We start from the raw sequence: 26674 nt of genomic DNA, 5'->3' as shown, positions 1-26674 counted from the left end.
CCGGATGACCCTGAGACCCTCAAGGCGATGCTGCTGGAGGCACGCGCCGAGAGTGAGCGGCTGCGGCAGATCATTCGGGAGCTGCAGCGTCATCGCTTTGGACGCCGTGCCGAGAGCTGGCCCGAGGACCAGTTGCTGCTGGCGCTGGAGGAGGCCGAGCAGGTCGAGGCCGCCGATCACGCCGGCGGCGAGGAAACGGCGCCGACCGTGAAGGCGGCACGGATTGCCAAGCGGCGCACAAACCGAGGCGCACTGCCCGGCCACCTTCCGCGGATCGAGAGGCTCATCGACATCGCGAGCACAACTTGCCCGTGCTGCTCAGGCTCGCTGCACTGGATGGGCGAGGATGTGTCCGAGCGCCTCGACATCGTGCCAGCTCAGTTCCGGGTGCTGGTGATCCGCCGGCCGAAATATGCCTGCCGGGCCTGCGAGGAGGTCGTCGTGCAAGCCCCGGCACCGGCACGGCTGATCGAGGGCGGGCTGCCCACCGACGCCCTCGTTGCGCAGGTGCTGGTCTCGAAATACGCCGACCACCTACCGCTCTACCGTCAGGCACAGATCTATGCGCGTCAGGGGATCAGCCTCGACCGCTCCACCCTCGCGGACTGGGTCGGACGCGCCGCCTTCCTGCTGCGGCCGGTGCACGCGCGGCTGCTGGAGCATCTGAAAGCCTCGGGCAAGCTGTTTGCCGACGAGACCACCGCGCCGGTGCTCGACCCAGGGCGCGGGCGCACCAAGACAGGCCAGCTCTGGGCTTATGCTCGGGATGATCGACCCTGGGGCGGCACCGACCCGCCCGGTGTCGTCTACCTCTACGCGCCCGACCGCATGGCCGAGCGACCGGCGGCGCATCTGTCCGGGTTCGAAGGTGTGCTGCAGGTGGACGGCTACGCGGGCTACAAGGTTCTGGCCGAGCGCGGTCCGGTGCAACTGGCCTACTGCTGGGCTCATGTCCGCCGCCGCTTCTACGAGCTGGCACAAGCCGGCCCGGCGCCCATCGCGTCAGAGATGCTGGCCCGTATTGCGGGGCTGTATCGGATCGAGGCCGAGATCCGCGGCCGCTCGGCCGAGGAGCGGCGCGCAGCGCGCCAAGAGCGCAGCCGCCCTGTGATCGAGGCCTTGGAGCCTTGGCTGCGGGAAAAGCTCGCGCTGGTCAGCCAGAAGAGCAAACTCGCTGAAGCCATCCGCTACGCGCTCGGCCGCTGGGCCGGCCTGTCGCTCTTCCTTGAGAACGGCCGGGTCGAGATCGACTCGAACGTGGTGGAGCGGGCCATCCGTCCGTTGGCTCTGACACGGAAGAATGCGCTCTTCGCTGGATCCGACGGTGGCGGCGAGCACTGGGCGGTGATCGCCTCGCTGATCGAAACCTGCAAGCTCAACGGCGTCGAGCCGCAAGCCTACCTGGCCGACGTCATCATCCGCATCGTCCAAGGCCATCCGCAGCGGCGCCTCGACGAGCTTCTGCCCTGGGGCTACCCGAGCACACCCACCCTCCAAGCTGTGGCCTGAGAACGCTCCGGTTCTCACATCAGTCGGGCCGCGTGAACAGGGTCCGGAACAGCGCCTCGGATTGACGCAGCCCCTCGTCAGTCAGCACTACCGACTTGGCGCGTCCGACCGGATCCGCAATCAGCCCTTTGGCGTGAAGACGTCTAAGCACGGTCCAGTCGAAGCCCTTCCAAGCTCGACGCTCGTCGTGGAGCGTCAGCCACAGAAGGGCGAGCACCGCCTCGTCAATGCGCTGCTCGTCGACCGCCATCAGAGCAGATTAGCACGCCGCGCTCACACCGGCGTGGTGCCAGCCGAACGGTTACGGTCCAATCGGTCATGCAACAGCCAAGATCCAGCGCGCACCTGCTCCAACGTCCAGGGGACCGACCAGACCGGTGTCAATTTTGCTGGGTGCGACACCTCAGAGCGGACTCTAAAGCGAAATGGGTTCGTTTCGCCAAACTCCCCTCGAACTTGATCTCCCAAGATTGCCGCGGCAGGAGGAGCCGAACAGATCAAACTGACATCAAATGGAATTGATATGGAGCGGGCCTGTTTCAAGTAACCGCTTCACCGTGGAAAATTCTTTTTGATGCCGCCAGCAACAGAGCGAGCCAAACCACTAACGAGCGCGGCGTCTATCACGAATAATTTCTTGTGCCGGGGTTGGATCATCCAAAATGGGCGCCTCATGAGGAGCATCCGGCAGATCACGCCAACCGACCCAGTCGTGAACACTGATCCCAGCAAAGCTCGCCTGGCCTTTAAGACTGTTGGCCAAAAAAACTAAGTCGCTGGTCACCGCAGCCTTGCTCATTTTCGATGGCGTATCGGCATAGCTGATATTTTCACCGGGCCCCGCGTGAGTCTCGAGTCCCACGATGACAGACGGACGCGGCTTCATAGTGTTGGCCACTTCTATTTCACCTTTAACTCGTCCCAAAACACTGGAAGGGCTCGTATTATAAGCCATGATCACGTATTGATCGACGAAACTCAGGAGAAACTCGACTAGCGGCTTAGTTTTACCCTCAAAAGAAGCGGAAATGGATTCACCTTCATACAGATCGGCCCAGCTCGGCATCGAACCGCCGTACTTAAGACCGCTAGCGTTACATTTATTCCGAAGTGATTGGTGTATCGTGAGCCAATCAGTCACTATGCGATTACGATCTGAAATCTGCTCCACACTCAGCTTACTCGACGCAATGCCATTGTGAAAAAGGTCCTTGCTCTCGCCTTGCCCTCCTTGCGGCTCCAAGTCAGAATGAAATCCAATAAGTTGAATGCCAAACTTTTTATTGAAAGCTACTACGCCATCGATGGTATTGTAGAGAGCGGTTGGCCCATCTTCATCTGAAAAGTAACTGCGCGATCCTTCCATAGCCCAGGCACGCACATCGAGACCCTTAAGGGATTCGACAAGAAGTCGGATCGCTTGTTCGGACGAAATAAAATCCATCGCAGTCAAATAGAGATAAACGTCGGTCGTCCTCGCAAGTCGAATTCCGTCGAGAAACCGACGAGCTTCGCTTGGATCCTTCATGATTTCCTGAGTCGTCCACACCCACATCGCGCGAACCGTTGTGCCTGAAGCGGCATTACGTTCTGGGGTCTGACGCGTAACGCCCTGCCCCGCGAACGCAGGAGACGGCAAGAGCGTGCAGGCTACTAGGCAGCAGGCGACAAGCACCATTTTCATTTGCGAGCTACCTTGTTCTGCGGCGGTTCATCTGCCATCCAGGCCGCTATCGAGCTGTACTTATCCTCGATCAACTCAAATAATGCACTCATCCATTTCTTTAACGCCTCTGACACTGATGTCGAGGTGATCTTATCGGAGCCCGGTATGAGGTTGTGGCCCGTGACACGCACTTTAGTGGCCTGCGCGAACGTGTCCGTGCTATCGAGAGCGATCGTGGCCACTTGGCCTCGCTCCTGCGGACGGAAAGCTCGCTGGAAGGCCGGAGGAAGTTGTACGGAGATAGGGCGAATATCAACGAGGGTCCCCTCAGTCTTGTTGAAGCCATCCGCGACTGACACACGCTCGCCTTTTTTCACATTGTAGAGCGTGCCCGTCGGCAGATAGGCGAGCACGTGCTTTTCCCCAACAAAGAGATCTCCGAAATACTCGCCTGGTTTCAGCACGTCGCCCTGCTGCGCGAGTTGAGCCCCCATGTAACCATCGAATGGCGACACGATTACGCCGTTATTGTAGCGCTTTTTGACGTCGTCGATCGCCTCACGCGCCTCCTTCTGTGCTTTGACGAGATTCTCGAGCTGACCGGAAGCTGACCTTTTCTCCGCTTCAAGCTTGGCCTTCTCTTGAAGCGCAAGATACTTTTCCCGATAGGCATTGCCGACAAAATTATCTGACATGAAGCCAGCCGGGCGCTGGGTCACTATGCGCTTCAGATTGACGTCTGCCTCGTTCAGGCGATCTTCCGCTGCCTTCGTAGTACTCGTTGCTATATCGAGACGTACAATGAGTTCAGCCTGTTTTGCCTGCGTTTCGGCAAACTGATTGGCGAGCATCGCAAGATTGCTGGAAACCTGAGGTGAGTGAACCTCACCGATCACTTCACCTTTCGAGACACGTTGACCGCTTTTTACGTTAATCTTGATTACTTGCGCTTCATTCATAGAGGCAATGGCAATTTTCTGCGAATTCACCAAGCCGTCCGCTTCCAGCCAAATAATCGGCCCAATAAATAGATTAACTAAGTAGGCTGCAAAAATTCCGACCGCGGCCATATAGAGGTAGCGGCCATATCGCTTCCCGTGAGCGCGGACATCATTTTTGAACCTGTCCGCATTGGTCCGCTCACTTAGTTTTCTGATCATTCGTTGATTCCTCTTAATAGCGGTCCAACACGTCCAGGACGCGCTGAGGAACGTAGGAGTCGCGATAGGACGCGTAGAAAATCATCTCTTCAAGGTACGCATACAGCCTGACAAGCCGCATGAGGAAACCGCTGTATAGCCCAAAGGTGAGAATGAACGGTACCAGCTGCACATAAAACCAAAAACTAAAGCGCCCGCAGCACGCGGCTGCTATGACAAACGCGACGATATCCAGACATACATAGACGAGAGCAACAGCAGCCAAGACGACGTATGCGTCCGCTGCACCCAGTGTGTAAAAGATATAGCCAATGTAAATTGGGAATATCATTGTCACCAAAAAGTTTAGAAAGAAAAACTCGACTTGCTCCCAAGTTTCAGATGCCTTGAACCGCGGGTTCCAAAACGAGAATGTGTCGCGGAATTTGCGAAAGCGGATTCGAAGCGTGTCGCGGTCCCACCGGCGACGCTGCCGAATTAACCCTGAGAAAGCGTGCGGAACGTCAGTGAGGCACCAAGAATCGTGAACGAAGCGGACCTTCCAACCGGCGCGGCGCAAGCGCAATGTTAAATCGAGGTCCTCGCCGGGACCGACGGCCAAAACGCCCACTTGTTCGATAGCTTGACGGCGGAAGGCTCCAAAAGCACCTGAGGAGCAGACCACTAAATCAAAGTAGTCCATAATTCGTTTACCCAAGGAGATTGAGATCAGGTACTCAACTGCTTGGAACGACGCGGCAACAGACTGTTTGAAGTTGCGCACGCCAATATTGCCGCAGGTTGTTCCAACCTTCGGGTCGTCGAATGGGATCAGGAGCTTTTCGATTGCGTCTCGATCGTAGGAGCAGTCTGCGTCGAGGTTGATAATGATGTCGCCTGTAGCCAGCCCAAATCCTAGATTGCACGCGGACGCTTTCCCGCAGCGAACCTGGTTGCAAAGGGCCATGTGAATCAGGCCCTCCGCTCGCAATTTGTGAAGCATTTGTCGCATGCCGTCCGTCGAACCGTCGTCCACGACAATGATCTCATCGAATTTCCGAGTCTGCTCATTGAGCGAGATCAAACACTTCCGCATCGCGTCGGCTTCGTTATGTCCGGCAATGACAGCACTGACCTTCCAGCGTTTGCTGGCGCGGATCTGCTCTGACGTCCGTACTCGAGGCTTCAAGTTGAGACCAAGGAAGATCACGCCGCCAATGATCACGAAACCTGCGGTGTAGCGTGGAATTTCGAACAAGCACATGTACCAAAACATCGATAAGAAATTTGGCCAATCAAGTTCTGAGAGAAGACGAAATGGCTCTGTCATCTCAGGCCGGCCCGCGCGAGCGCGCTAAAGCGGCCACTTGATCTGCGGTAAGTAAAAAACATTTTAGATCTGGGTTTAGGATCAGTACTTCAGCAATACGCACTTCGATATGCTTTACGAAATTCAGCGCGGACCGCCTATCTATTTGCGGCATCAGCACCTTAAATCCGTTTCCTTCGACGCTTATTATATCGACATCGCGCATCGAGCTATTCATGACATCCAGGGCGAGTTTATGAGTCTGGGACCAGAGGCGCGGATTGCCCCGCTGTTGCGTTTCCACGTCCCCAAATCGCACGTCTAAAACCTGAAACGGCGTCTTCAGACTGGCCTCCTGCTGTATAGCTCCGTGCAGCATTACCTCGAATACGGTAACATTCGTATTGCCGGTCGGGTCACTTTCGACGTGACCATTTAGAACCTGCCGCAAACCAGACGGCGTCATTGCATATGAGTGATGATTACGCGCCGGCATCTGTGCAGCATCGTGCTTGGCCGCGCAGTGAATGCAGACAAATCCAATCGCCGTGCTGTCGTCGCGATGCCCGCAGGAATGACAATGCATGACGGTCCCGGGCTTGTCGTAGTCAAGACCAATATGCCGGAGCCGATCAGCGCATTTCGGGCACTGCAGCATCGTAGATAAAGGCGTTTGGAAGTTTTCGTCCGGGCCTTCGAAGCCGCAGCGAAAATGGTGCACGATCGCTTGTTCGTGGACGTCTGGGGAACGGCAGCTGTGACATTCTTCGCGCACAGAGAGTAACGATGATGAACAATCTGGGCACACGTAAACTCGATCAAAAAACGTCGCCTGGAGCTGTCCGCTTCGCACGAGCCGATTGGCAATTTCAGGCACATTCGCTATATTCCCTGCGATTGGGTAGTCCACCAATGCCAGGCTTTCAGGTGCATAATGCGCAGTTAGATTTGCGTCACGTGTGAACATCCGGGCAAGCAGTAGATCTTCCTCTCGCTTAGACTGGCGTATGGCGGCTGGAAGGTAGGCGATGCGCTCCAAGATTGCGTCCGCGCGCTCCCAAGCGGTGCTATTGCCACGCTCATCGACGCCCGGTTGCAATGTCGTCCCGAGATTTACTACCGGCGTTAACTGGTCAGCGAGGCGGGCGAAGAGGCGGTTTAACATCGCCTCTGCAACCCGGGCGGTGATAAAGACCGCATCAACCTCTAGCGGAGCGTCGCCAGATACCAGCGCAAAATGTTCTGAGTTTGCGCTGCGCCAACCGGCGGGTGCCGTCGTGTTCGCCGTATAGGGGAACGATAAGAATCTGCGAGCAGGCCGAGCCTCGGACCGGGTTTCACTAAACATGGCTTTCCTTCGGGTGGCATCGAACTGGGTTTTCAGCAATCGAACGGCTGTTCTCGCCAATAATTGGGCAACAAGGTCAGACTTCAATGACCTCGCGGGCTGGTTTTTTGGCACGTTCTTCCGAGCGGCGTTTTAGAATGGGGCAGAACTATCATCCCAGGTGACTTTAATCTGTGTTTGCACTTCGCGGTCGGACTCCATTTCACTGAAGCCAACCGCGAGAAGAAACTCTGTCGCGTTTCTTGTAGATTGTTCGCCTCCAAAACTATGATGCAGCAGCTCTTCAACGATCGCTTTGACTGGATCTTGTTTTTTAACCGCTCGTGCTACGAGTGAGAGTGGTACAAAAATATTGTCGATGGCTGCATATTTTCTAACAGTCTCGTCTTCGTAAGTTTGTCGTGAATCATTCGGCATTTTTTGCTCGCTATATTTGTCCTCCAGGGCATCATCTTTGTGCAGATCCCGCGATCGGTCAGATAACGAGCGCGAACACCGGGCTGCAAACGCATGCCTTCTGGGCCCGGAGTCGCGTTGCCGAGCAGGCCGGTCTATCCGCGGATTTTGAAAGGTGAGTGGTTGAGAGGCCGGCGTCTGTTTGGCGCTCAAAGTGGGGCGATCAGCGCTGGCACCGCCTTCTGAGACCTTGAGCAAAACGGAGCGATCGGCTGAACTTGGCCGGTTCGGAGAGGCCCTTCCTTGGCCTGAGCAGTCAGTTGCTCGTTCCTCCGTGCATAAACGCGATAGAGGGAGACTTGGGTCCGAAACACAAGCCGGGCGCGCGTGGCTGCTTGATTAATTCGAAGACATTTTTCGGCCTTTGGCGACCAAGACGACGTCAAAGCAGGCGTGGTTGAATTGGAAATGTCGATCGGTGTAAGTGTGTTAGTGGCGGTTTTTTGAAAATTGAACGGAGCGTTCGTGTGCGGCCAGCCGACTTTGCCTTAGCGAAATAACATCGAGTTTCGTATATTTCGTACGCTGCAGATCCGTATTATTGGATCAAATCGAACTTAACAAAAGAGATGCCCGCTTGCAGTTTGGTGAGCAGCCGGCTGGTACGAGGCGAGGGTGATTGTGCAGCTGCGGACCGATACATAATTGGGCTCGGTCCGAAGTGACGGTGATCATCCGTCAAGGCGTCAGCGGGACTGGACCCGCGGCGCTCAGGCGCTGCGGTGGTGGCGATCGCCTCGACATTCGGAGGCGCGGTGCTGCTCACTTGGCATCTCAGGCATCGTCCCGTCGCCGCGGGGCCCACTTCGGGCGATCGGATTCGGGGACGAACAGCTTCGGGCAGCTTCAGGACGTCCAGCTTATCCCGCCTTCGCCACCGCTTCAGGCGATCAACTGCCGCGCATCGGTGGTCAGCTGCCCCGGACGGACGCCCTCGGAGTCGACACCGTTCAGGTCGAGATGGGCGACATAGCTGCTGATGCCGTACTTGTCGTTGAGTGCGTGGACGTCGGCGACCTTCTGCGCACCCGTGACGTACTCGATGCTGATGACGTCCTTGCCGGCGTTGATCGCCTTCTGCAGGAGGCCCAGGCTGTAGCTGGTCTCCGAGGCAGGCTGCTTCTGCCCGCTGTCCGTGTAGAACAAGTTCTCCTTGAACATCCCGTCGATCGTGTCGAGGTAGCCGGGGTGGGCCAGCAGCTCCTCGGCGTTGTTGACCCAGATCTTGAAGCCGGGTTGCTTGGCCTGAGCATAATCGTGCAGGTATTTGATGAGATCGACCATGGCCTGCTCGGCGCCGGCCGCGCCGCCCGGCGCGTGGCTTTTAGCCCAGGGTGTCTGATACTCGTCGACGACGTCGAAGTAGACGCCGTCATAACCGGCCGCCAGCATTCGATCGATGTAGGCGGTGGCAACTGCTTTCCATTCGGGCGTCCAGAAGGCGACCTCGTAGTTGCCTTCCCACTGGCGGTTCTCTGGCCCGAGCGCGGCCGACGGGATGGTCTTGAAATAGTCCCGGTAGGTCTCGGCCTCGCCGATGCTGAAATAGCCGAGAAGCAGAGCGCTGCCCGGGCCGCCGCCCATCTGCTTGACCTCGCTCGGCGTGAAGGTCTGGCCGGCATCGTTGTAGATGTCGATGACCTTGACGTCGAACGGTGCCGCCGCGATGTGTGAGGGCGTCACACCCTGCAGGACGTACATTCCCGTCTTTGGCATTGCTCATCCTTGTTCGCGGCGACTCACGCGCAGGTGGGATAGACCTGAGGACCTACGGGAGGGGCGAGGAATTGGGCTCGGGACGCGCAACCTTACTCCGAAGGTGGCCCGCTTCGACAGCGATCGGCGTTTTGACGGTCGGCGAGATATTAGCCGGGTGCGAGAAAGCCACCGCTTCATCGCGCAGGATTGCGGGCTCCAACGAGTCTCCGCGTGTTCGGCGCAACTGGTCCGGTACACTTCATGGGGCAGCTGTTCCCGAGGCAGGTCGACCCAGGTGATCTCGGGCAGAAGTGCGACGCAGGGGGTCGCCCAGAGTGGCACGACAGCAGAGCTGAGCCGATGAGAACCGTGTGGTTGGTCATGGCCTCCAGAACGGTCCCGCCGGTCTTCGCGTTCCGTCAAGCTCCAAGCAGAGCGTTCACCACGCAGTTGCCGCGCAGAGGAGTTGAGTGAAACGGGCGCTCTGCCGCGGATCGTGAACGGCACTATCAATGACACTCGCGCCTACCGTCGGGAACGCGTCGTGCGTGTGCGCTCCGTCGACCGCCTCCTGTCGCTCAGGAGGGCCAAAACCAGGCCTCGGGAGCACATGTCCGAGAGTAAGAAACAATAATCCGACCAATGAATTACCGCTTTTCACCGCGTGCGGCAGGCGGCAGGCTTACTTCTTATTGGCCGATTTAACGGCCGCGCTGACCATATCCTTCGTGGATGGTGCTGCCGCGATCGTCTTCGGCACTGGCTTCTTCGGCTTCTTAGCTTCGCGGTTTCCGTGCTTCTTCTCCGAGGCCATGATTCTCTCCTGACAAAGAGAAATTGTTATCGCACGGTTTAACAAAGCGCGGGAGACGGAATCTGGCTCGCGTTGAAAAATAAGCCGATATTTCGGAGACAAAGAAGTGTGGCGCGTCGGGGATTTGCTCTGTCAGTGCGCGCGGGGACACTGCTCGAGTTCTGTAGGTGAGAGCGAGCCCTACCCGACAGGTCCGCAACAGCCCGTTGCCGTCGGTGTGCTACGAAGCATCGGAGAGGCCCACTTGGCTCCTGTCGTCGGATGGCTGCTGGACGAAACCGACCGGCCTGAGCTGCTGAGCCGCTTTCCGCCGATCTATCCGGACGTGGTCGCGCATCATGTGACCCTCCAAGTCTCAATCTCGCGCAGCACGCCAGTCCGACGGCCATCGGCGCTGGCGATGATGCGCTCGATGCGGTCAAAGTTCTCCAGCTTACTCGAGAGCGCCTGGGCCGCGATTGCCTCATCGGTGAGCCCGTGCTTGGCGAGAAGCGCGGCTATCTCGCGCACCGCCTCTGGCTTTCCAGAGCTCCAGGCATGTACAAGTGGGTAGCGCTTATGCCCAAAACTGTCGCCTACGGGCTCTCCATAAGCATCCAGGGCGCTACAGCCACGGTATCGCCCGCGGCGAATGCTTCATCGCCGACGCGGTCGGGCGCGCGGGCCTGGCGGACGATGACGTAAGCGGGCGGGTAGAGCCGGTCGAGTGCCATGAGTCCGTCTCGTGCGATGGGCAGAGACGCCTCAGCGAACACGATGAGGCGCCCGGAAGCCCCGCGTTATTGGGCAACGCCTTCGTACGCGCCGCACGCATAATTTCGTTCTCGCCGACGCGCCAAGTTGCCCCAGGGCGATCTACAGAGATGCCTCAAAAAATTGATCTTATATACACTGCTGATCCAATAGAATACCACCCCTGCGACAGAGCGAATGCGGCAGAAATTCTTGGCAGCCGGCCCATCCTTTTTGGAACGCTTTCTCAGGGGCTCGCATTGAGGAGGCAATTATCCTGGGAGAACGCCCATGCGCCCGACACTCACCAGCCTCGCGATGCTCACCCTGCTCAGTGCCGCTCCAGCCGTCGCGCAGACAACCGTCACCGGCAAGCCGGCCACCGGCGCCGAGACCAGCGAGAAATCTGGCGGTCAGCAGTCCGTCACGCGCCCGAACACCGACAGACCGGACGCCAGCAATCCGGCCACCACGGGCAAAGCGTCGAGCGCCAAGCTCGAGGAGGGCTCGAACAGCTTCACCGAGGCGCAGACCCGCAAGCGCCTTGAGGATGCAGGCTACAAGGAGGTCAAGGACCTCAAGAAGGACGACAAGGGCATCTGGCGGGGCACCGCGATGCTCAACGGCAAGTCGGTGAACGTCGGCGTCGACTTCAAAGGCAACGTCGCGGCTCAGTAGGTGAACGTGACGAGACCAGTCCGCCGGAATAAGCACTCAGGAGGCCACCATGGCTCAGCAAACCATCACCGCTCTCTTCGACCATTATGATGAAGCGAGCGCCGCTGTCGCGAAGCTCGAAGCCGCGGGCGTCCCGCACTCCGACGTCAGCATCGTCGCCAACAATGAAGGTGACCGCCACTCAGGTCTCGTTGGGCGCGGCGACAGGGATCACCACGAGGCGAAGGAAGGCGCTGAGACCGGCGCAGGTACCGGTGCGACGGTCGGTACGCTGGCAGGTGGCGCATTGGGCCTTCTGACCGGGCTCGGCCTCATGGCCATCCCTGGCGTCGGGCCTGTCGTGGCTGCCGGCTGGCTGGTGACCACCCTGGCAGGTGCGGGCATCGGCGCGGCTGCCGGCGGTCTCATCGGCGGTCTGACCGGCGCCGGCGTGAACGAGGCTGACGCGCACACCTATTCCGAGGGTGTCCGGCGGGGTGGAACGCTTGTCACCGTCCGGAGCGATGATACTCGCGCAGCCACCGTGATGGACATCCTGGAGCAGCACGGCTCCGTCGATGTGCATGAGCGGGCGCAGACCTGGCGGTCGGAGGGCTGGACCGCACCCACCGTGGCCGAGAGTAGCGGGCCCACGGGCTCAACTGCGGGGGCCGGCCTATCGCCTGCCGGGGCCGTTGAAGGACGCACGCGCGTCCGGTCCTATCCGACGATGCCTTAAACCGGCTTCGACTGTTCACCGCAGAGAACGTCGTCCGGAACAGCGGTCGGGAGCAGCTCAATGCCCCCGACAGTTCCCGCCGGCCGAATTTGTTGGGTAGCCGCACCGCCCCAAGCGCAGCGCCTCTGCCCCCGTCATCGCCTGCATACATGTGGCTCGCCCTGCAGGCGTTGCAACGTGGAGTAATCTTCAACTCGCAGCTTGACCATTCGCGGTTCGAGAAACGTGGCGCTGACGTAGCTCCTGACCACCAGGTGCTCTATGCACCGTGTGCTGCAAGAGCGGAGTGATCGTGTCGTCCCGCCACCAGCCCCGCAACGCGCGGGCCGTCCTGACCGTCCCGGTCTCGGTCCTGGCCGGCGCCGTTCTCGTCGCCCTCTCGGCCTGCAACCAGAAGCAGCAGGCCGCCGCGCCCGTGCCCGGGCCGCCGCCGGAGGTCAGCGTCGTCACCGTGGCGCCGCAGCCGATCCCCTACGTGCGCGACCTGCCCGGCCGCGTCGCCCCGGTGCGGGTGGCCGAGGTCTGCTCCCGCGTCTCCGGCCTCGTCGTCAAGCGGCTGTTCGAGCAGGGCAGCCAGGTCAAGGAGGGCGACATCCTCTACAAGATCGACCCGGCCCCCTACGAGGTCGAGCTCGCCAGCGCCGAGGCGGCGCTGGCCCGCCAGGAGGCGGCCCTCGTCCTCGCCAACCAGCAGGCCGAGCGCCTGGAGACGCTGCTCACCAAGCAGACGGCGAGCCAGGCGCAGTACGACACCGCCTTCGCCGCCCGCAAGCAGGCCGAGGCCGAGGTGTCGGGCCTCCGTGCGGCGCAGGCTGTGGGTGCCGAAGGCCGACGGGTCCAGGCCGATCAAGGCGGTCCAGCCGGGGCGACCATGTTCAATCCCAGATCAGGTCAGTTGTGCTATCCTGCCACTTACGCACCGGGCGGAACGGCCTGCTTGGCATAAACGGAGCGAGCCCACCCATGTTCGACGAACACGGCCTTCCACGCGGCGCTGAGTTGGACGAAGCCGCGCTGCCCGCGCTTTATCATTTCGTCTACTGCAGCCGTGCCGCCGACGGCGTCGACGACGCCGAGGTCGGCCGCATCGTCGAGTCGGCCCAGCGCTACAATCTCGCGCACGGCATCACTGGGGTGCTGGTTTTCGGCAGCGGCGTCTTCTTCCAGTGGATCGAGGGGCCGGCTGCTCAGATACAGAAGCTGATTGCGAGCCTGCATGGCGATTCGCGCCATTACGATATCGTCACGCTGAGCCAGAGCGAGGAGGAGCGAGAGCGTCTCTATCCGAACTGGGACATGGAGAAGGTCGAGGCCGAGGACATCCGCCTGGTACTACAGGACGCGCTCGAAAGCGCTGAAGACAAAAACAACGTTGCGGCACTGACGCGGATCCTCAAGCAACTCGATTCGGGGCCGCTGGATTCGCTTGGGCGAAGCTGACCGGGCCAGCAACTGATAGCCTTGAGCGTGGGTCTGCCACGACCACGCCGTGCGATCACTGCCTGTACGAGCGCTCTGGGAGCCGACAGTCCGACCTTGTGCCCTGCGGATCTCGAGGTTCTCAGTGAGCGTTCCTCAGGTTTAGGCGCCTCTTTGAGAAAGGAGGACGTTGTGAACGCAGGGCTCTCGGCCAGACCTTCACCTTCAGAGTTCCTCTGAGGCAGCGGAAGCCGGATGCGGCGCACTGCGCGGCGGGCGATGAGGCTCGGCTGCCTCCGGCTGCGGCCGAGCGAGATTGCCTCCGCGGCGGGTCTGGAGGCGATCAGACGCGAGTTGGACGATTTGCTTTCCAATCGTCCCTCCTCGTGAGCAGCCAGGCGCGATCGTCCCTCTGGAGAGCAACGCGCTCGGTCTCCGCTACGCGCTGCTGCGCCCTAAGCCACCCACCCAGGCTGAAGGCCCCGAAACATCGAACCCACCGCTGCCTTCAGGCGGCGGCTTCAACCCGGAGCAAGCCCCCTCGTTGACCAAACGAGTGCTCCGTCGGCGCATCTCCGCGGCCGTCGCAGCGCAATCCGTCGAGGACGAGACGAATTTGCGTGTTCCACGCACCGGCAACCTTTCCCATCGCTACAATGCCGTCCTCAAGCGCGTGCTCGGCAAAGCACGGGGTGCGATGACAATGCCCGAGCTCGAGGCTGCCCTCGCATGGCTTGAACGCAACCGCCTCGCCGACCACCTGCATCTGCTCGACGGCGACACACGCTACGCGTGGTCCGCACGCCAGCGTCGCAGCAGCTGGATGCCAAAACGACCGGGTGCGTGATGCGCGGGAGCGGTCTCGATGCGGCAAGCAGCCCTCGGTCGCTCGTCGGACCAGATGAGACGCTCGGACGTAAAGGCGGAGATGGGCCGGATCGCGCGCGGTGGTGCGGCCGAGCCTTGCTCGGTCTCCAACTCGGCTCGAAAGCTAGCAAACAGCGGATCGTCCGGATGGAAGACGAGGGCTTGCTGCTCCGCATAGTACCCGACATGCGGGTCAACGCGTGTGGCACGGGCGATCATCTGCTAGAGCCAGGGCCGCGAGCGGATGTGGGTCAATGCCGCCACCACGGCGACCTCCGGAGCATTCAAGCCCTCATAGGCCATGGCCACGGTCACGAGCACGGCAGGCTCGGGGAGCAGTCCGCCTCACTATGCGCAATGGCCGCAACAAGCGCGGCGAGCGTGCGCTGGTGGGCGCGAAGCGGAGGGCCTGTGGCGCTCAAGACACCGCAGCAGGTTGCACAATGACCATCTCCTTACCCTGCCGCACAGCTTCGACGCTGTGAATCCCCCTGAGTGCTTTCGGTGGCACGGTGGCGACGGCTTCGATCTTGAGCTGGTCGATGATCATTGAGAGATGGCGTGATGGCTGATTTTGCTCCGACGCATCCCAGAGAGGTGCTGCGGCAGGATTTTCTCCGGCCGCTGGGCCTCAGTCAGTACGCCCTTGCCAAGGCCATCGCGGTGCCGGAGACGCGCATCAGCGAGATCATCCGGAGCCGGCGGTCGGTGTCGGCCGAGACGGCTCTGCGGCTCGCCCGGTATTTCGGCATGTCGGCGGAGGTCTGGATGGGTATGCAGGCGACGTATGATCTGGAGATGGCGCGGGATGTTGCCCCGCAGTTGATCGAGCAGCAGGTTCAACCGCGGGCCGCCTGAAGCGCGGGGTCCGGGTTGCGGGAGCTTGCCACTCGCTCGAACAGCCAGCCATTCGGCTGCCGCGCATCCGCACGACGATGAACTCGGTGGAATCCGAGCCCTGGTAGAGGCACGAGCCGAGATGACGTTCCGCTCGTTTCTGAGCGCAGAGGTCCAGCGTCGGGATCAGGGATCAACGCGCATCTCCCGTATGTCGGATTCAGTTTTACTATTTAGATTCCGACCGATAATGCCAGGAAATAGCCGGGATCTAAATCTACAATGCTCACCGTGCCGCAAAGAGAATAGCTGCGAAAACCGAAAACTTTCTGTCTAATGTTGTCCGATTCTGACACAAAACGATCTTTGCCATCGCTGGCACGTCGCTTGCTGAAAAATCGACCATGCTCCTCACTTGGAACATGCCTTGATTTCACAACCAGCAAGCTACTCCCAGGTCACCCCATGAATAAGATCGAGCTCCTTTTGTCAGACGAAGAGTTCAACATTCTTGCCAAACAACTGGAAAGCGAACTTGGCCCAGTTGAGAAAAACATCCAACTTGACTTTGCTAATATCTATAACGACAAATTCAAATTATCTTATGCAACTGACCACGGCCCCAACGTGCTTGCCCTCCTGCAAGTCGCCTCAACGTCGAGCCTTCCGGGATCTCTGCAGGAAAAGCATGCGGAGGGGTAGGAGCTGAGCGGTAGCGCCCGCTCAAATGCGCACCAAGGCGAAGGATAAACTCACAGATTGGCGCCGAGTATCTGAAACCAGCGATCAGGGTCCCACCGCCGGCGGAGAGCAAAATGACAAATGATCTAAATTGGCGCCATTATGCGGTAGCGTATTGGGCAACGGAGCACCCGTCGGAGCCGCGGCTTCGCAGCTGCGGTGGGCGAACGCGCGCATTTGCCGAACTGGCAGAGGCAGTGCAGTTCATCGCAGGCTTGAACGTAGCTTGCCAACAGACAGCCAGAATTGGATGCGGTGGAACTATCTACCAAGCTGCCGATATCGCGCAGCTGGCAGCACGTATCAGTCAGTCTGACCGGAGCGAGCACCGCGAAGCTTGATCGGGCTAGCGCGGTCCGGAGCGCTGCGCCACGATGAAGGGCGTTCACTTTGGCGATACCTTGGGCCTGCCTCCCCTGACGACACCTGGCTCCGCTCACAGGGAGCTCCGCTGGAACGGCGAACGGTTCTGTCGAGCGGGACCCACGAACCCGTACGTTTTCAACCTTGCACGTCTTATCCAAACTCTGAGGGGAGACGAACATGCTTCCGGTATCATCGGCGCTGTCGAGCATGGAACAGCCGCGACGAAGGCAGGAGCGGGAGAGATTAACCTAAGTGCAGAGAGGGGCGATGATGGCTCAGCAGAGTATGCGGCCGGCAGCTCCGCTTAGCTTCAGCCCTGTCAGACACCCAATTTAAAGCCTACTACGCAGTTTCTACGCAGATAAAGATCCGCCTGATTCTGGATTATGGACTTGATACGCAGCCTCACTGAACGCCGACAGCCCAACCGGATCTAGGAAGGACTTTGCCGGCCGCCACGCGGCAACAAACTTTCGTCACATTACGACGGAACTTCGGCGCCCTTCCTGCTGATGAGCGCCGGCTATATTGCCCGGCTTGCTCTCGCAGCAATGGGGGCAGCAATGACCTACGGCGTGGACTTTAGCGTCAGCAGCAGCTGGAACTCGGGCTTCATCGGCTCGGTGTCGGTGAAGAATGCGGCCTCATCTGGCACGAATGGCTGGCTCGTCGAGTTCGACGCTCCTTTCGAGATCACGAATCTCTGGAACGGCACCATCGTTAGCCATGTGGGCAACCACTACGTGGTCCGGGATGCCGGCTGGAACAGTGCGATCGCGCCGAACGGATCCGTAACTTTCGGGTTCCAGGCTGCATCCCAGGGTACCCCGCCCTCGCCGACGAGATTTACCGTGAACGGCGAATCGGCGAGTCCGACCGGAGCACCGGCTCTTCCGGTCATCTCCATCAGCGATTCGTCGGTCACAGAGGGCAATTCAGGCACGCTGCCCGCGAGCTTCAAGGTTTCTCTCACCGCAGCGTCGAACGAACCGATCACTGTGGCCTACTCGAGCCTGAATGGCAGTGCGACGGCCGGATCGGACTACACGGCGACCAGCGGCACGCTCACCTTCGCTCCGGGCGAGACGACCAAGACGATCAGCGTGCCTGTCATCGACGACACGCTCGTCGAGAGCAGCGAGACCTTCCAGGTCAGGCTGTCGAGTGCGACGAAGGCAACGATCGGCCAGGCCATCGGTACCGGCACGATCCTCAATGACGACGCGGCGCCCCCTCCGAGCCCGTCCATCAGCGTATCCGACGTCAGCCTGCAGGAGGGAAGCGGCGGCACCACGAACGCCGTCTTTACGCTGACACTCTCGGCCTCCAGTGCGGCCAAGGTCACGGTCGGGTACCAAACGCAGGACGGGACCGCGCTCGTGGGCTCGGACTACACGGCGACCTCCGGAACTCTCACGTTCAACCCGGGCGAGACCGTCAAGACGGTCGTGGTGCCGGTCACCGGCGACGTGCAGACCGAGGCGAGCGAAACCTTCAAGCTCAATCTCCTGCAGCCAACCGGAGCTACGCTCGCGAAGGCGCAAGGGACCGCAACCATCGTAGACGACGATGCTCCCCGGCCGACGCTGAGCGTCGCCGACATCTCCGTGGCCGAGGGCAACCCGGTGGTCACTTCGACCGGCAGCACGGGCAGCGGCGTTGGCAGCGGCTTCTTCCACACACAGGGAAGCCAGATCCTCGACGCTGCCGGTCACACCGTGAAGATCGCCGGCGTGAACTGGTTCGGCATGGAATCGGGCCGATTCTCTCCGGACGGGCTGAACGTTCGCAACTACAAGGACATGATGCAGCAGATGGTGGACCTCGGGTTCAACACCATCCGCCTGCCCTTCTCCGATCAGCTGTTCGACGCGGCGAGCGCGCCGAACGGCATCGACTTCAGCAAGAATCCGGATCTGGCTGGCCTGTCCGGCCTCCAGATCATGGACAAGATCGTGGACGCTGCCGGCCAACTCGGTCTCAAGATCATCCTCGATCACCACCGCTCCAGCGCCGGTGCCGGGACCTCCGAGAACGGCCTCTGGTACAACGGCACCTACAGCGAGCAGGCTTGGATCAACGACTGGACGATGCTGGCCAAGCACTTCGCCGGCAACAGCACGGTCATCGGAGCCGACCTCCACAACGAGCCCTACAACGGGACATGGGGCGGCGGCGGTGCCACCGACTGGGCCGCGGCGGCCGAGCGGGCCGGCAACGCCGTCCTCACGGCCAATCCGAACTGGCTCATCTTCGTCGAGGGTGTCGCCTCCTACCAGAACAACTACTACTGGTGGGGCGGCAACCTGATGGGGGTCAAAGACCGTCCCATCCAGCTCAGCAGCCCGGGGCACCTCGTCTACTCGGCGCACGATTACCCGAACTCGATCTACGGACAGCCCTGGTTCAGCGATCCGAGCTTCCCGAACAACCTCCCGGCGAAGTTCGACCAGATGTGGGGCTACATCGCGCGCGAGAACATCGCCCCGGTCTATCTCGGCGAGTTCGGCAGCAAGCTGACAGACCCGAAGGATGTCGCCTGGCTGTCGAAGCTGCAATCCTACCTATCGGGTGACTACGACGCCAACGGCACACGCGACATCGCGACCGGGCAGCAGGGCGTCAGCTGGACCTGGTGGTCGTGGAACCCAAACTCAGGCGATACCGGCGGCATCCTCAAGGATGACTGGACGGGCGTGCAGACCGACAAGGTTGCGAGCCTGCAGCCCCTGATGTTCCACTTCAACGCCGACGGCACCGGGGGGACGACGAGTGTCAACGGGACGACGAGCGCGACCTTCACGGTGACGCTGTCGGCAGCGGCGGCAACGCCCGTCAGCGTCGACTACACGACCCTACCAGGGACCGCCGACGCGACTGATTTCACGGCGGCCAAGGGGACGCTCACCTTCGCACCCGGCGAGACGACCAAGATCGTCACGGTCGCTGTCCAGGGTGACGCCACCGCGGAAGCGAACGAGACCTTTCAGTTCGCGCTCTCGGCGCCGCGCAATGCGGATCTCGGTCACGGGACCGCCACGGCGACCATCGTCAATGATGACGGCGGGGTCGTGGCACCTCCGACGAGTCCGCCCTCCACAGGCACCCCCACGCCCACTGGCACAGCGCTCCTCGCTGCCAAGACGACGGTCGTCAACGACTGGGGTACCGGGGTGGTCACCAGCACCGCGCTGAAGAACACGGGCTCGGCCGCGCTCGACGACTGGACGATCAAGCTGAAGACACCTCTGGAGATCACGAACATCTGGAACGCCGAGATCGTCAGCCACACGAACGGCGAGTATGTGATCCACAGTGCGGCCTGGAACCATCATCTCGATCCTGGTCAGGAGATCAGTTTTGGCTTCCAGGCGGCGGGCCACACGACGGCCGGATCGTTCGATTGGGTGATCTGACGCGAGTGCCCGCCGCGGCTAGCGGGACCGCGCTTCGGCGACCTGCGATTGGATCACCTTCGCGCTCGCTCAGGCGTCCGGGCCCGCGGAGGTGCTACCAACCGAAGGGTGGCGGCACAGGGCCGCGATACGCCTGAGCCGGGACGTCAGCCGAGAGCCGATCCGGCTGTGCCGCGCGGACCGGCGGTGGAGGCGGCGCGGCCTCGCTCGGCCGCTTGTCTCCGGCATTCGCGATCCGCTCGGTCAAGAAGCGCGGTTGCTCGAGCGATGCGCCGCCCTGGCCGCTCGGTCTCGGTACGGCGAAGGTTTGACCGAGCTCGCCCGAGGCAGCCGAGACGCTTTCAGGGCGCGCTGGCTGTCCCGTCAGGTACTGAGGCGACCGCGGCGCCTCCGGCGCGACCGTCACGAGAGTTCGGCTGTTGTTGACAGCGACGGGGGGCGGCGACAGCGGCGGGACGACCGGCGCTGCGGGCGTTGGAGCGGGTTGCTGCTGCTCGGCGGACCTCGCGATCTGCCGGCGCGGTCGCGCCTCGCGGACCGGCTCTTGTCCTGTGCTCGTCCGGATGTCCAGCCTTTGCAGGTCGGCCAACAAGACCTCTGACGGGGAGGGCCTCCGCTGACAATGCTGGATGCGTAGGGACGCGGCGATCTCGCCGCCCGTCCAGGATGCGGATCCACCATTATGGTGGCGGAGATTGTCGATCCACTGCCACGCGTAGGCGCAGCGGTCGCTCAATGCGACCCCGAACTCCCCGTAGCGATTGCGCATCGGTCGCCGGACGATGCGGTAGGCTCCGTCGGACGAAATCTTGGCGAGTTCCCCGGCGACGCCGGCGCGGGTCGGCTTCTCCATCGGCACGCCGCCACGTCCGCCGGTTCGGAGCATGATCTCGATCCGGCTCTCGGTGTTCGATCCTTCGAGCGAGATGCGCTGGCGACGGCCGTTGGCGTAGGAGGTCTCCTGCAACGAGACGACCGCTCCACTGCGGGGCAGCGTCACCAGCGGACCGCTCTTTGTCGGCGCACGCGTGTCCAGTGAGCTGAAGAAGGCGTCCGGCGCCGCACGGCTCGTCATCTGCCGACCCTGGGTTGTGGTGCAGGCCGGCAGCGCGAGGCAGACGACGGCCAGCGCGAGGCCTGTCCCGAACAGGCGCCGAGCTTGGACGCCGGCATAAGCAGGAAGGTCGGTCATCATTGTCCCAGGATACGGCTGTCCGGCCGAGCGCCGGCGGGATTGATGTCGAAAGCACCGAAGCGGTCGGCTTCGCCTCTGGAAGGCGTCCGCTGTGCGCTGGCGCGAGGCTCGGAAGCGATCTCGGCCTGCGCCAGGGTCCCGACGGGTGGGGATCCGCTGCCGATCTGGAAGCTCGGCCGGTCCGTCCCGTTCCAGCCCGGGAGCAAGGTGTAGCCGTAGCGCTCGTAGGGCATCGCCGCGACCCCAACGACGCGGCGGGCCACAAGCGGCGCCTGCGCGCTGCGCGCCACCCGCAGGTACTCGCCGTCGCGTGCCGCCTCAGGCGCGACCGACCCTCCAGCGAAGCGCAGCGGATTCTCGGCCGGCACCGCGATCGGGAAATCGGTCCGCTTGATTGGCGCTGGCTGCACCGAGGCGTCGCGCCCGGTGCCCGGCTTCGGCACCCGAGTCGGCGCCGCGCTCGCGACCTGGACGATGGGCGCCGCGGGGGAGGCGTTCCGCACGGAGCAGGGTGTCGGGTCGCCCTGCTGTGACTCGCCGGGAAACACCTGCTCGACAACCTTCGGGAAGAGCCCGTCGTAGCGGTTCAGCACCTCGAGGTACTCGCGCGTGCGCTTCAAGCGCGCCAGCGTGAGTGCGTAGCCGAGGATCACGGGCTCGCGCGGCATCCAAGCCGACGCGCGCTCGAACCACTCCAGGGCGGTCTCGTACTGACAGGAATTGTACGCGTACCAGCCAAGGGCCTGCGCGCCTTCGCCGGACGAGGTCGCCAGCACGACCTTGGCGAATCGGTCCGTCCGATGCGGTTCCAGCGGCGCGACCGGGGATTGGGTGAGACGTCGCTCCATCAGATCGATGTACAGGAGGGTGTTCTCAAGGGAGGGGCCGCGCCAGGCGAAGGCCACTTCCTCGGCCTCGCGCTCCTGGCCCATCTCCATCAGGCTCAGAGCAAGCCCGTGCGCCACCATCGCGTCACCCCCGCGTGCGATCGCGGTCTTGAACCATTCCAGCGCCTCGCGAAATTGGCGGCGCCGGTGAGCATACCAGCCGAGCATACTAATTTGCCCGGCGTCGCCGAGCCTTCGTGCGCTGTCAGCGAAAGCCGCCAGGTCAGCCGGCTGGACCCGCACGTCGGTCTCACCGTGGAGGAAGGCGGCGATCCGGGCTCGAGTGATGTCGCTCTGAATCGGACGGAATTCGCTCGAGCCGTCCGCGGCCGCGCGTCCCAGCGCGAGGAGCGTCTCGACCTGTGCCATGGGCAGATGCGCCATGGCCTTCTGGATGGTCGCGAGGCGCAGGGCGGTCTCGCTCTGACGCTCGAGGATCCCGCGGTAGACGCCTGCAGCTGCGGTGGTCTGGCCGATGCGGGCGTAGGCTTCGGCGACGTACCACGCGATGTCGATGTCGGGCGCCTGCATCGCGTCCGGGTCGGCCTTGATGCGAGCGACGATCTCGGACCACGCTCCGCTCTGCGCCGCGACCTTCACCTCGCTCCGGAAGGTGCCGCGGCTGAGCTTCCGCGCGAGTTCCTCGGAGGGCTGCCAATCTGGGTCCACCGCGCGGCGCGCGGCGATGGAGGCGCGCAGGTCGTCGAAGCGACCGGCCGTGAAAAGGTCCCAGAGGGGAGCCTCCTCGGGCGGGCTCGGCTTCACCGTATCGAGATCGGTCGGCGCAACCCAGTTCGGGTATCGACGCTGAAGGCGCCGGATCTCGGCCTGCACGCGCTGTGTCTGACCGTTCGCGGCGTAGTAGCGAAGGGCGCTCTCGTCGACGATCTCGGCCTGTAGGGAGGTCGATGGCGAGGTCTCGAGGATGACCGGCGCGCGGCGTTCCGAGGGCTGCAGCACGACCGACACGCCGGGACGCGTCGGGAGGTTCTGTGCCAGGCCCGACGTGGCGCCGCTCAGGCTCACGCCCAGCATCATCAGCAGCGCCGCGCCGCCGCGCCGCGGCCGCGGGTTCCGCTCTAACGCCCAAGGCATGCTTTGAACCTCATCTGTGCCGCGACGAGCGCGAGGAGATGGAGCGTCGCCGGGTAATAGTTTTCCGTTCTTGCCGGTGTCATAAAGCTCGACGGAACGGCCTCGCCCGATATGGCGCAGGCTTCGAGGGCAGAGAGAGCGTCGTAGCCGGGCTCCTGCATCCACTCGATTGTCTGCCCGTCGCTCGTGTTGATGACCGGCAGACCCGACCGTTCGCGGGCCGACCAACTCTGCGAAAAAGCCGCGTGGAAGCGCTGGTCGGTGATGCCGGCCCAGGCGAGGTACAGCGGAATTCGAATGGCGTTGTAGGAGAAGACGGCCGGAAATCCCGCCGCCGGCTTCGGCGCCGCGTCACGCATCGAGATCCACTCGGTCGGAAGCTTCGCGGGACCGAATTGCGCCTTGGTCAGAAGATCGAGACCGCTGCGCGTCACACTGGACCAGTCGATCTCGCCCGCGACCGTCGCGAGACGCGGGAAGGCGGGGAAGATCCAGTAGGACAGGTTCGCGACCGGCCCGTCTGCGCGGTCCTCGGCCGAGAAGCCCGACATGCCGGGCAGCAGGGGCTGGCTCGCGGTCTTGAAGAGGATCGTGCGTCGGCCGATGTCGACGGCCAGGCGGCGCGCCGCGACCCGGTAGCTCATGTCGGACCAGGCGTCCGCGGCCTCGACCAGCGCCCAGGCGACGAGGATGTCGCCGTCGGTCGCGTTGTTGGTATCGGCCACGCCCGGGCGCTTGTCCGGCTCCCAGCGCCAAGCCAGAAGCGAGTCATCGCGCACCATCAGGTTGGCCCGCGTCCAGTTCCAGATCCGCTGGAACGCGTCGCGGTCGCCGGCGGCCACCGCGAGCAGCATGCCATAGCCCTGTCCCTCACTGTGGCTGATCTGGCCGTTGCCTGTATCGACGACGCGCCCCTGATCGGTGACGAACCGGGCCTTGTAGGTGAGCCAGGCCGGCGCGTTGCCGAGGGCATTGAAGAGCGATGAAGGCCCCTCGGCTGAGGCCCTCCGCTCGGTCACAGTCTGGTCCCGGCGCATCTCGGGGGGAGCAGCGGGGCCTGGATCGTGCGAGATCGCGGCCGTCTCTGCGGAGGCCGGGGCGCTCAACAGAGCGATGATGAGCGAGAGGCAAACGCGCGTACGGCTCATGAGCCCTCTCCCGGTGTGGTCTCATCTGGGTGCTGCACGGTGCCGGACGGGCCGCTGCGCGCGCCGAGGTTCGCTCGTCCGACGTTGCGAAGCATCGCGTTCGTGCTCAGGCCGAGCGCGATCGCCGCGGCGAAGAGCGCGAGCACGTAGAGTGAGGGGTTCATCGACAGCCAGCCGGCGAAGACGAGGCGCAGATTGCCGAGGCTGCGCGGCTCCGTCTCGAGCAGGCGGGACCGCTTGGCCTCGAAGGTGTTGATCGACCCATCGTTGGCGTCGAGCGCGGCGATACGACCCTGCAGCTTACTCCACAGCACAGGGCTGCTGAGGCAGGTCACAGAGGCCTGAAGAAGAGCCGCGTTGGGCGCCGTGAAGACCGTGACAACCGATCCGAGCCCCTCGCCGTCGACGCCCTGCCCGACGACGAGCGAGGCGCGCGAGCCGATCTCGACGGGCGGATCCTTGACCTGACCTTTGACCCAGTTCGACGCGTCCTGAAGGGACGATTCTGCGACCTCGCCGAGCTGACTGGCGACGGCTGCGATCTGATCGCTGAGCGCGGGGGCCGGCCGCACCGTGGCATCCCAGGCTGTCGCGATGTCGGCCGCCTCGTTCCGAGGCTTGGAACCGAGCGGGCGCGAACGTTGCGTGGCGAGCGCGGCAACGCGGGCATGGGCGGTGGGCAGCGCACAGGCGGGCGGCACGTTGTTCTGCAGCCTATCGAGGCTCATCCCCTCGGTCTGGCGCGGCAGGCCAGCACCTTTCGCGCCCTCAGATCCGGGCGGAGCGGGCGCGGGTTCCGCGCGTCCCTGCCAGATCTGCCGCAGAGAATCCGGATCGAGGCCGATGGTCCGCAGCAGGGCCGGATCGAGCGCGCGGGCCGGCGCCACCACGATCGCGGGCGTGTCGCGATCGGCAGGACGGTCCGCGCTCAAGGTGAAATCGATGACGCGATCGGCCGCGATGGCCATCTGGACGGCGATCGTCGTGGCGGCCCCCATCGTTTCACGGTCCGGCGTCGGCACGACGAGCCTGGGACGTTTGGCGGACAGCGTATAGGGCAGCCCACTGCTCGCGGTTGCGGCGAGGTCCGGCACGCGCAGGGCCCGAGCCAGGGGCGGCACTTTCAGCGAACTCGTGTTGAGCAGCAGGAAGCGCTTCTGCTCATCGGCCGGGTTGGCGGTGTCGCAGGTCCGGTCGGCCTCCGTGGGAAGTAGCGCTCTGACGTCAACGTGATTGCGGCCTGGACGCCAGAGGTCCAGCGGGAGGGCGATCGGTTCGCCGCGCAGGCGATCACCGGCCCGGTTCGGGAGCGGGACACTGGCGGCGTTGCGGCCGTTGATGTCGACCATGATCTGCGCGCCGGTCTCGAGACCGGGCGCGTAGCCGCCGTCGAGCGACAGCTCGATCCGGGCGTAGTCCGCGGGAACGAAATCGGCCGGCAGCGTCAGGTCGAACCCGGAGCGGAACAGGCGGCCGCTGAACTCGCGGTTCTGGACGCCGAACGTGTCGAGCCGAACCGCGTCGCCCCCGCGGACCGGAACCCCCTTGGCGAGGGCCAGAACCCGCAGGCCCTGCGGGCTGCCGAAGAGGCTGTCCGAGCCCTCGCGCCGCTTGAGGGCGGCGACCCCCGCGTCGAGATCCTCCCCGTCCGCGCCCGTGATCACAACCGTCGCCGCGCGCCGTTCCGTGGCCGGGTAGAAGCTCAGCGGCGTACCCCCGATCGCGCTGCCGGCGTCGAAGTCCGGTACGGCCCGCAATTCCTCGGCCGTCCCGACGACCAGGTTGATGCCGGCGGGCCCGGACAGGAACGGCCCGAACTCGACGACCGTCTGCGAGAACCGTCCGACGAGCGCGAGGCGCTGGGCAGCCCGGATGATGCGCTCGAAGCTCGCCGGACTGGGACGACCCGGGAGCACGATGCGGATCGGAACAATCCCCTGACCATCGGGCGGCAGCGCCGGCAGGTCGCGCAGGCTCGCCACCCCGCCCGTCCCGGGTGGCAGAATGAAGCCGGTCCACGATGGGTCGATCTGGGTCCACAGCTCGAAGGTTGCCGGGACTGAGCAATCCACCCGGTGGCGCTGAACACCCGCGAGACGGACCGCGTTGTAGCCGGGCTTCAGGACGCCCTCGGGGATATCGAACTCGATGATCTTGACCGCGCCCGGTGCGTTGATCTGGCCGCGTCCGATGACCGTCTCGTTGACCGTGGCGGTGATGAACGAGGACTCGGGCATCACGGAGATCGCCGCGAGGTAGCCGATGCGAAACCGCACCCGCTCGCGGATCTGCGCCTCGGTCAGGTAGACCGGCCATTGCAGGCTGCTCTCCTCACCGACGAGCCTGAGGCTCTCGCCGATGCTGGGCAGAGGACGCTGCGGGATCGGCGGTGTCGTCTCCACGACCGGGGTCGCGACGCGCACCGGTTGCTCCCGCTGCGGGGCCGGGCGCTGGGCGCCCCCGACTTCCTCCGACGGGAGGACGAGGCCTTTGGGCGCCGTGCGGCCGACAAAGCTCTGCGCGACCGCTCCCTCGAGCGTGAGCAGGGCGAGGCCTGCCGCGAGCAGGGCGGCCGGCGCTCCGCGCGAACACGGCCGACCGTGAAACCGGAGGATGGACATCTCGACCGTCAGCCG

At 62.8% G+C, this 26674-nt stretch carries 23 protein-coding genes and 1 pseudogene; 9 read left to right on the top strand and 15 right to left on the bottom strand.

Going from position 1 to position 26674, the window contains the following annotated elements; genetic code table 11:
- Positions 1–27: 27 nt before the first annotated feature.
- Positions 28–1509 carry an IS66 family transposase gene (gene tnpC, locus DK389_RS16370; RefSeq protein WP_418292057.1) on the top strand — a complete coding sequence of 494 codons (1482 nt, stop codon included), beginning with the start codon at positions 28–30 and terminating at the stop codon, positions 1507–1509.
- A 19-nt stretch (positions 1510–1528) separates the two neighbouring features.
- On the opposite strand, the gene DK389_RS16365 is transcribed toward tnpC, so the two are convergent.
- From DK389_RS16365 to DK389_RS32510, 10 genes are all read right to left on the bottom strand, one after another.
- A complete protein-coding gene (locus DK389_RS16365; RefSeq protein ID WP_109889933.1) occupies positions 1529–1759 on the bottom strand; it encodes a DUF6429 family protein in 231 nt (76 codons plus the stop codon).
- A 354-nt stretch (positions 1760–2113) separates the two neighbouring features.
- Positions 2114–3193, bottom strand: a complete 1080-nt coding sequence (locus DK389_RS32530) for a hypothetical protein (protein ID WP_162560698.1) — start codon at positions 3191–3193, stop codon at positions 2114–2116.
- Positions 3190–4335, bottom strand: a complete 1146-nt coding sequence (locus DK389_RS16360) for an HlyD family secretion protein (protein ID WP_162560697.1) — start codon at positions 4333–4335, stop codon at positions 3190–3192. The genes DK389_RS32530 and DK389_RS16360 overlap by 4 nt, the downstream gene beginning before the upstream one ends.
- A 13-nt stretch (positions 4336–4348) precedes the next feature.
- The gene (locus tag DK389_RS16355) at positions 4349–5578 is read right to left on the bottom strand and encodes a glycosyltransferase family 2 protein (RefSeq protein ID WP_162560696.1); all 1230 of its coding nucleotides are present in this window, start codon (positions 5576–5578) and stop codon (positions 4349–4351) included.
- 67 nt (positions 5579–5645) lie between these two features.
- Entirely contained in the window at positions 5646–7058 is a 1413-nt protein-coding gene (locus DK389_RS32525; RefSeq protein WP_162560695.1) for a TackOD1 domain-containing metal-binding protein, read from the bottom strand.
- Positions 7059–7103: 45 nt separating this feature from the next.
- Positions 7104–7625 (bottom strand): hypothetical protein, encoded by a 522-nt coding sequence (locus DK389_RS32520; RefSeq protein ID WP_162560694.1) that lies wholly within the window; start codon positions 7623–7625, stop codon positions 7104–7106.
- Between the two features lie 684 nt (positions 7626–8309).
- Complete coding sequence (locus tag DK389_RS16345; protein WP_109891127.1) at positions 8310–9143, bottom strand: glycoside hydrolase family 191 protein; 834 nt, start codon at positions 9141–9143, stop codon at positions 8310–8312.
- A gap of 664 nt (positions 9144–9807) precedes the next feature.
- The gene (locus DK389_RS34990) at positions 9808–9939 is read right to left on the bottom strand and encodes a hypothetical protein (protein WP_257791895.1); all 132 of its coding nucleotides are present in this window, start codon (positions 9937–9939) and stop codon (positions 9808–9810) included.
- A gap of 336 nt (positions 9940–10275) precedes the next feature.
- Positions 10276–10449: a hypothetical protein gene (locus DK389_RS32515; RefSeq protein WP_162560693.1), complete on the bottom strand. Its 174-nt coding sequence runs from the start codon at positions 10447–10449 to the stop codon at positions 10276–10278.
- Positions 10450–10514: 65 nt separating this feature from the next.
- The gene (locus DK389_RS32510; RefSeq protein ID WP_162560692.1) at positions 10515–10652 is read right to left on the bottom strand and encodes a hypothetical protein; all 138 of its coding nucleotides are present in this window, start codon (positions 10650–10652) and stop codon (positions 10515–10517) included.
- 310 nt (positions 10653–10962) lie between these two features.
- Between DK389_RS32510 and DK389_RS16340 the strand changes: the two genes are divergently transcribed.
- The 5 genes and pseudogenes from DK389_RS16340 (at position 10963) to DK389_RS34320 (ending at position 14333) form a co-directional block, all read left to right on the top strand.
- The gene (locus DK389_RS16340) at positions 10963–11349 is read left to right on the top strand and encodes a hypothetical protein (RefSeq protein WP_109891125.1); all 387 of its coding nucleotides are present in this window, start codon (positions 10963–10965) and stop codon (positions 11347–11349) included.
- A 49-nt stretch (positions 11350–11398) separates the two neighbouring features.
- Positions 11399–12067, top strand: a complete 669-nt coding sequence (locus tag DK389_RS16335) for a hypothetical protein (protein WP_236960098.1) — start codon at positions 11399–11401, stop codon at positions 12065–12067.
- Positions 12068–12398: 331 nt separating this feature from the next.
- Positions 12399–12878 (top strand): annotated as a pseudogene (locus DK389_RS16330) (efflux RND transporter periplasmic adaptor subunit); the annotation flags it as partial.
- Positions 12879–13030: 152 nt separating this feature from the next.
- Positions 13031–13507 carry a BLUF domain-containing protein gene (locus DK389_RS16325; RefSeq protein ID WP_109891123.1) on the top strand — a complete coding sequence of 159 codons (477 nt, stop codon included), beginning with the start codon at positions 13031–13033 and terminating at the stop codon, positions 13505–13507.
- A gap of 535 nt (positions 13508–14042) precedes the next feature.
- Positions 14043–14333, top strand: coding sequence for a hypothetical protein (locus DK389_RS34320; RefSeq protein WP_236960096.1), 291 nt, complete (start codon positions 14043–14045; stop codon positions 14331–14333).
- A gap of 438 nt (positions 14334–14771) precedes the next feature.
- Here the strand turns inward: DK389_RS34320 and DK389_RS34985 are convergent, their stop codons facing one another.
- Positions 14772–14903, bottom strand: a complete 132-nt coding sequence (locus DK389_RS34985) for a hypothetical protein (protein ID WP_257791894.1) — start codon at positions 14901–14903, stop codon at positions 14772–14774.
- Positions 14904–14917: 14 nt separating this feature from the next.
- Between DK389_RS34985 and DK389_RS16310 the strand changes: the two genes are divergently transcribed.
- The 3 genes from DK389_RS16310 (at position 14918) to DK389_RS16305 (ending at position 19713) form a co-directional block, all read left to right on the top strand.
- Positions 14918–15211, top strand: coding sequence for a HigA family addiction module antitoxin (locus DK389_RS16310; protein WP_109891121.1), 294 nt, complete (start codon positions 14918–14920; stop codon positions 15209–15211).
- Positions 15212–15655: 444 nt separating this feature from the next.
- A complete protein-coding gene (locus DK389_RS32505; RefSeq protein ID WP_162560691.1) occupies positions 15656–15892 on the top strand; it encodes a hypothetical protein in 237 nt (78 codons plus the stop codon).
- Positions 15893–16872: 980 nt separating this feature from the next.
- The gene (locus DK389_RS16305; RefSeq protein WP_162560690.1) at positions 16873–19713 is read left to right on the top strand and encodes a Calx-beta domain-containing protein; all 2841 of its coding nucleotides are present in this window, start codon (positions 16873–16875) and stop codon (positions 19711–19713) included.
- A gap of 94 nt (positions 19714–19807) precedes the next feature.
- On the opposite strand, the gene bcsN is transcribed toward DK389_RS16305, so the two are convergent.
- Genes bcsN through DK389_RS16285 form a run of 4 tightly spaced genes read right to left on the bottom strand, consistent with a single transcriptional unit; the run spans position 19808 to position 26659 of the window.
- Positions 19808–20905, bottom strand: a complete 1098-nt coding sequence (gene bcsN, locus DK389_RS16300) for a cellulose biosynthesis protein BcsN (protein ID WP_162560689.1) — start codon at positions 20903–20905, stop codon at positions 19808–19810.
- Positions 20905–22890 (bottom strand): tetratricopeptide repeat protein, encoded by a 1986-nt coding sequence (locus tag DK389_RS16295; RefSeq protein ID WP_109891115.1) that lies wholly within the window; start codon positions 22888–22890, stop codon positions 20905–20907. The genes bcsN and DK389_RS16295 overlap by 1 nt, the downstream gene beginning before the upstream one ends.
- Positions 22875–24038, bottom strand: coding sequence for a family 8 glycosyl hydrolase (locus DK389_RS16290; protein ID WP_109891113.1), 1164 nt, complete (start codon positions 24036–24038; stop codon positions 22875–22877). Before DK389_RS16290 ends, DK389_RS16295 begins: the two co-directional genes overlap by 16 nt.
- Complete coding sequence (locus DK389_RS16285) at positions 24035–26659, bottom strand: cellulose biosynthesis cyclic di-GMP-binding regulatory protein BcsB (RefSeq protein ID WP_109891111.1); 2625 nt, start codon at positions 26657–26659, stop codon at positions 24035–24037. Before DK389_RS16285 ends, DK389_RS16290 begins: the two co-directional genes overlap by 4 nt.
- Positions 26660–26674 lie beyond the last annotated feature (15 nt).

This window comes from Methylobacterium durans, assembly GCF_003173715.1.
Classification (GTDB): domain Bacteria; phylum Pseudomonadota; class Alphaproteobacteria; order Rhizobiales; family Beijerinckiaceae; genus Methylobacterium; species Methylobacterium durans.
The sequence above is the reverse complement of the archived record's forward strand: the minus strand, read 5'-3'. Positions and strand labels throughout refer to the sequence as shown.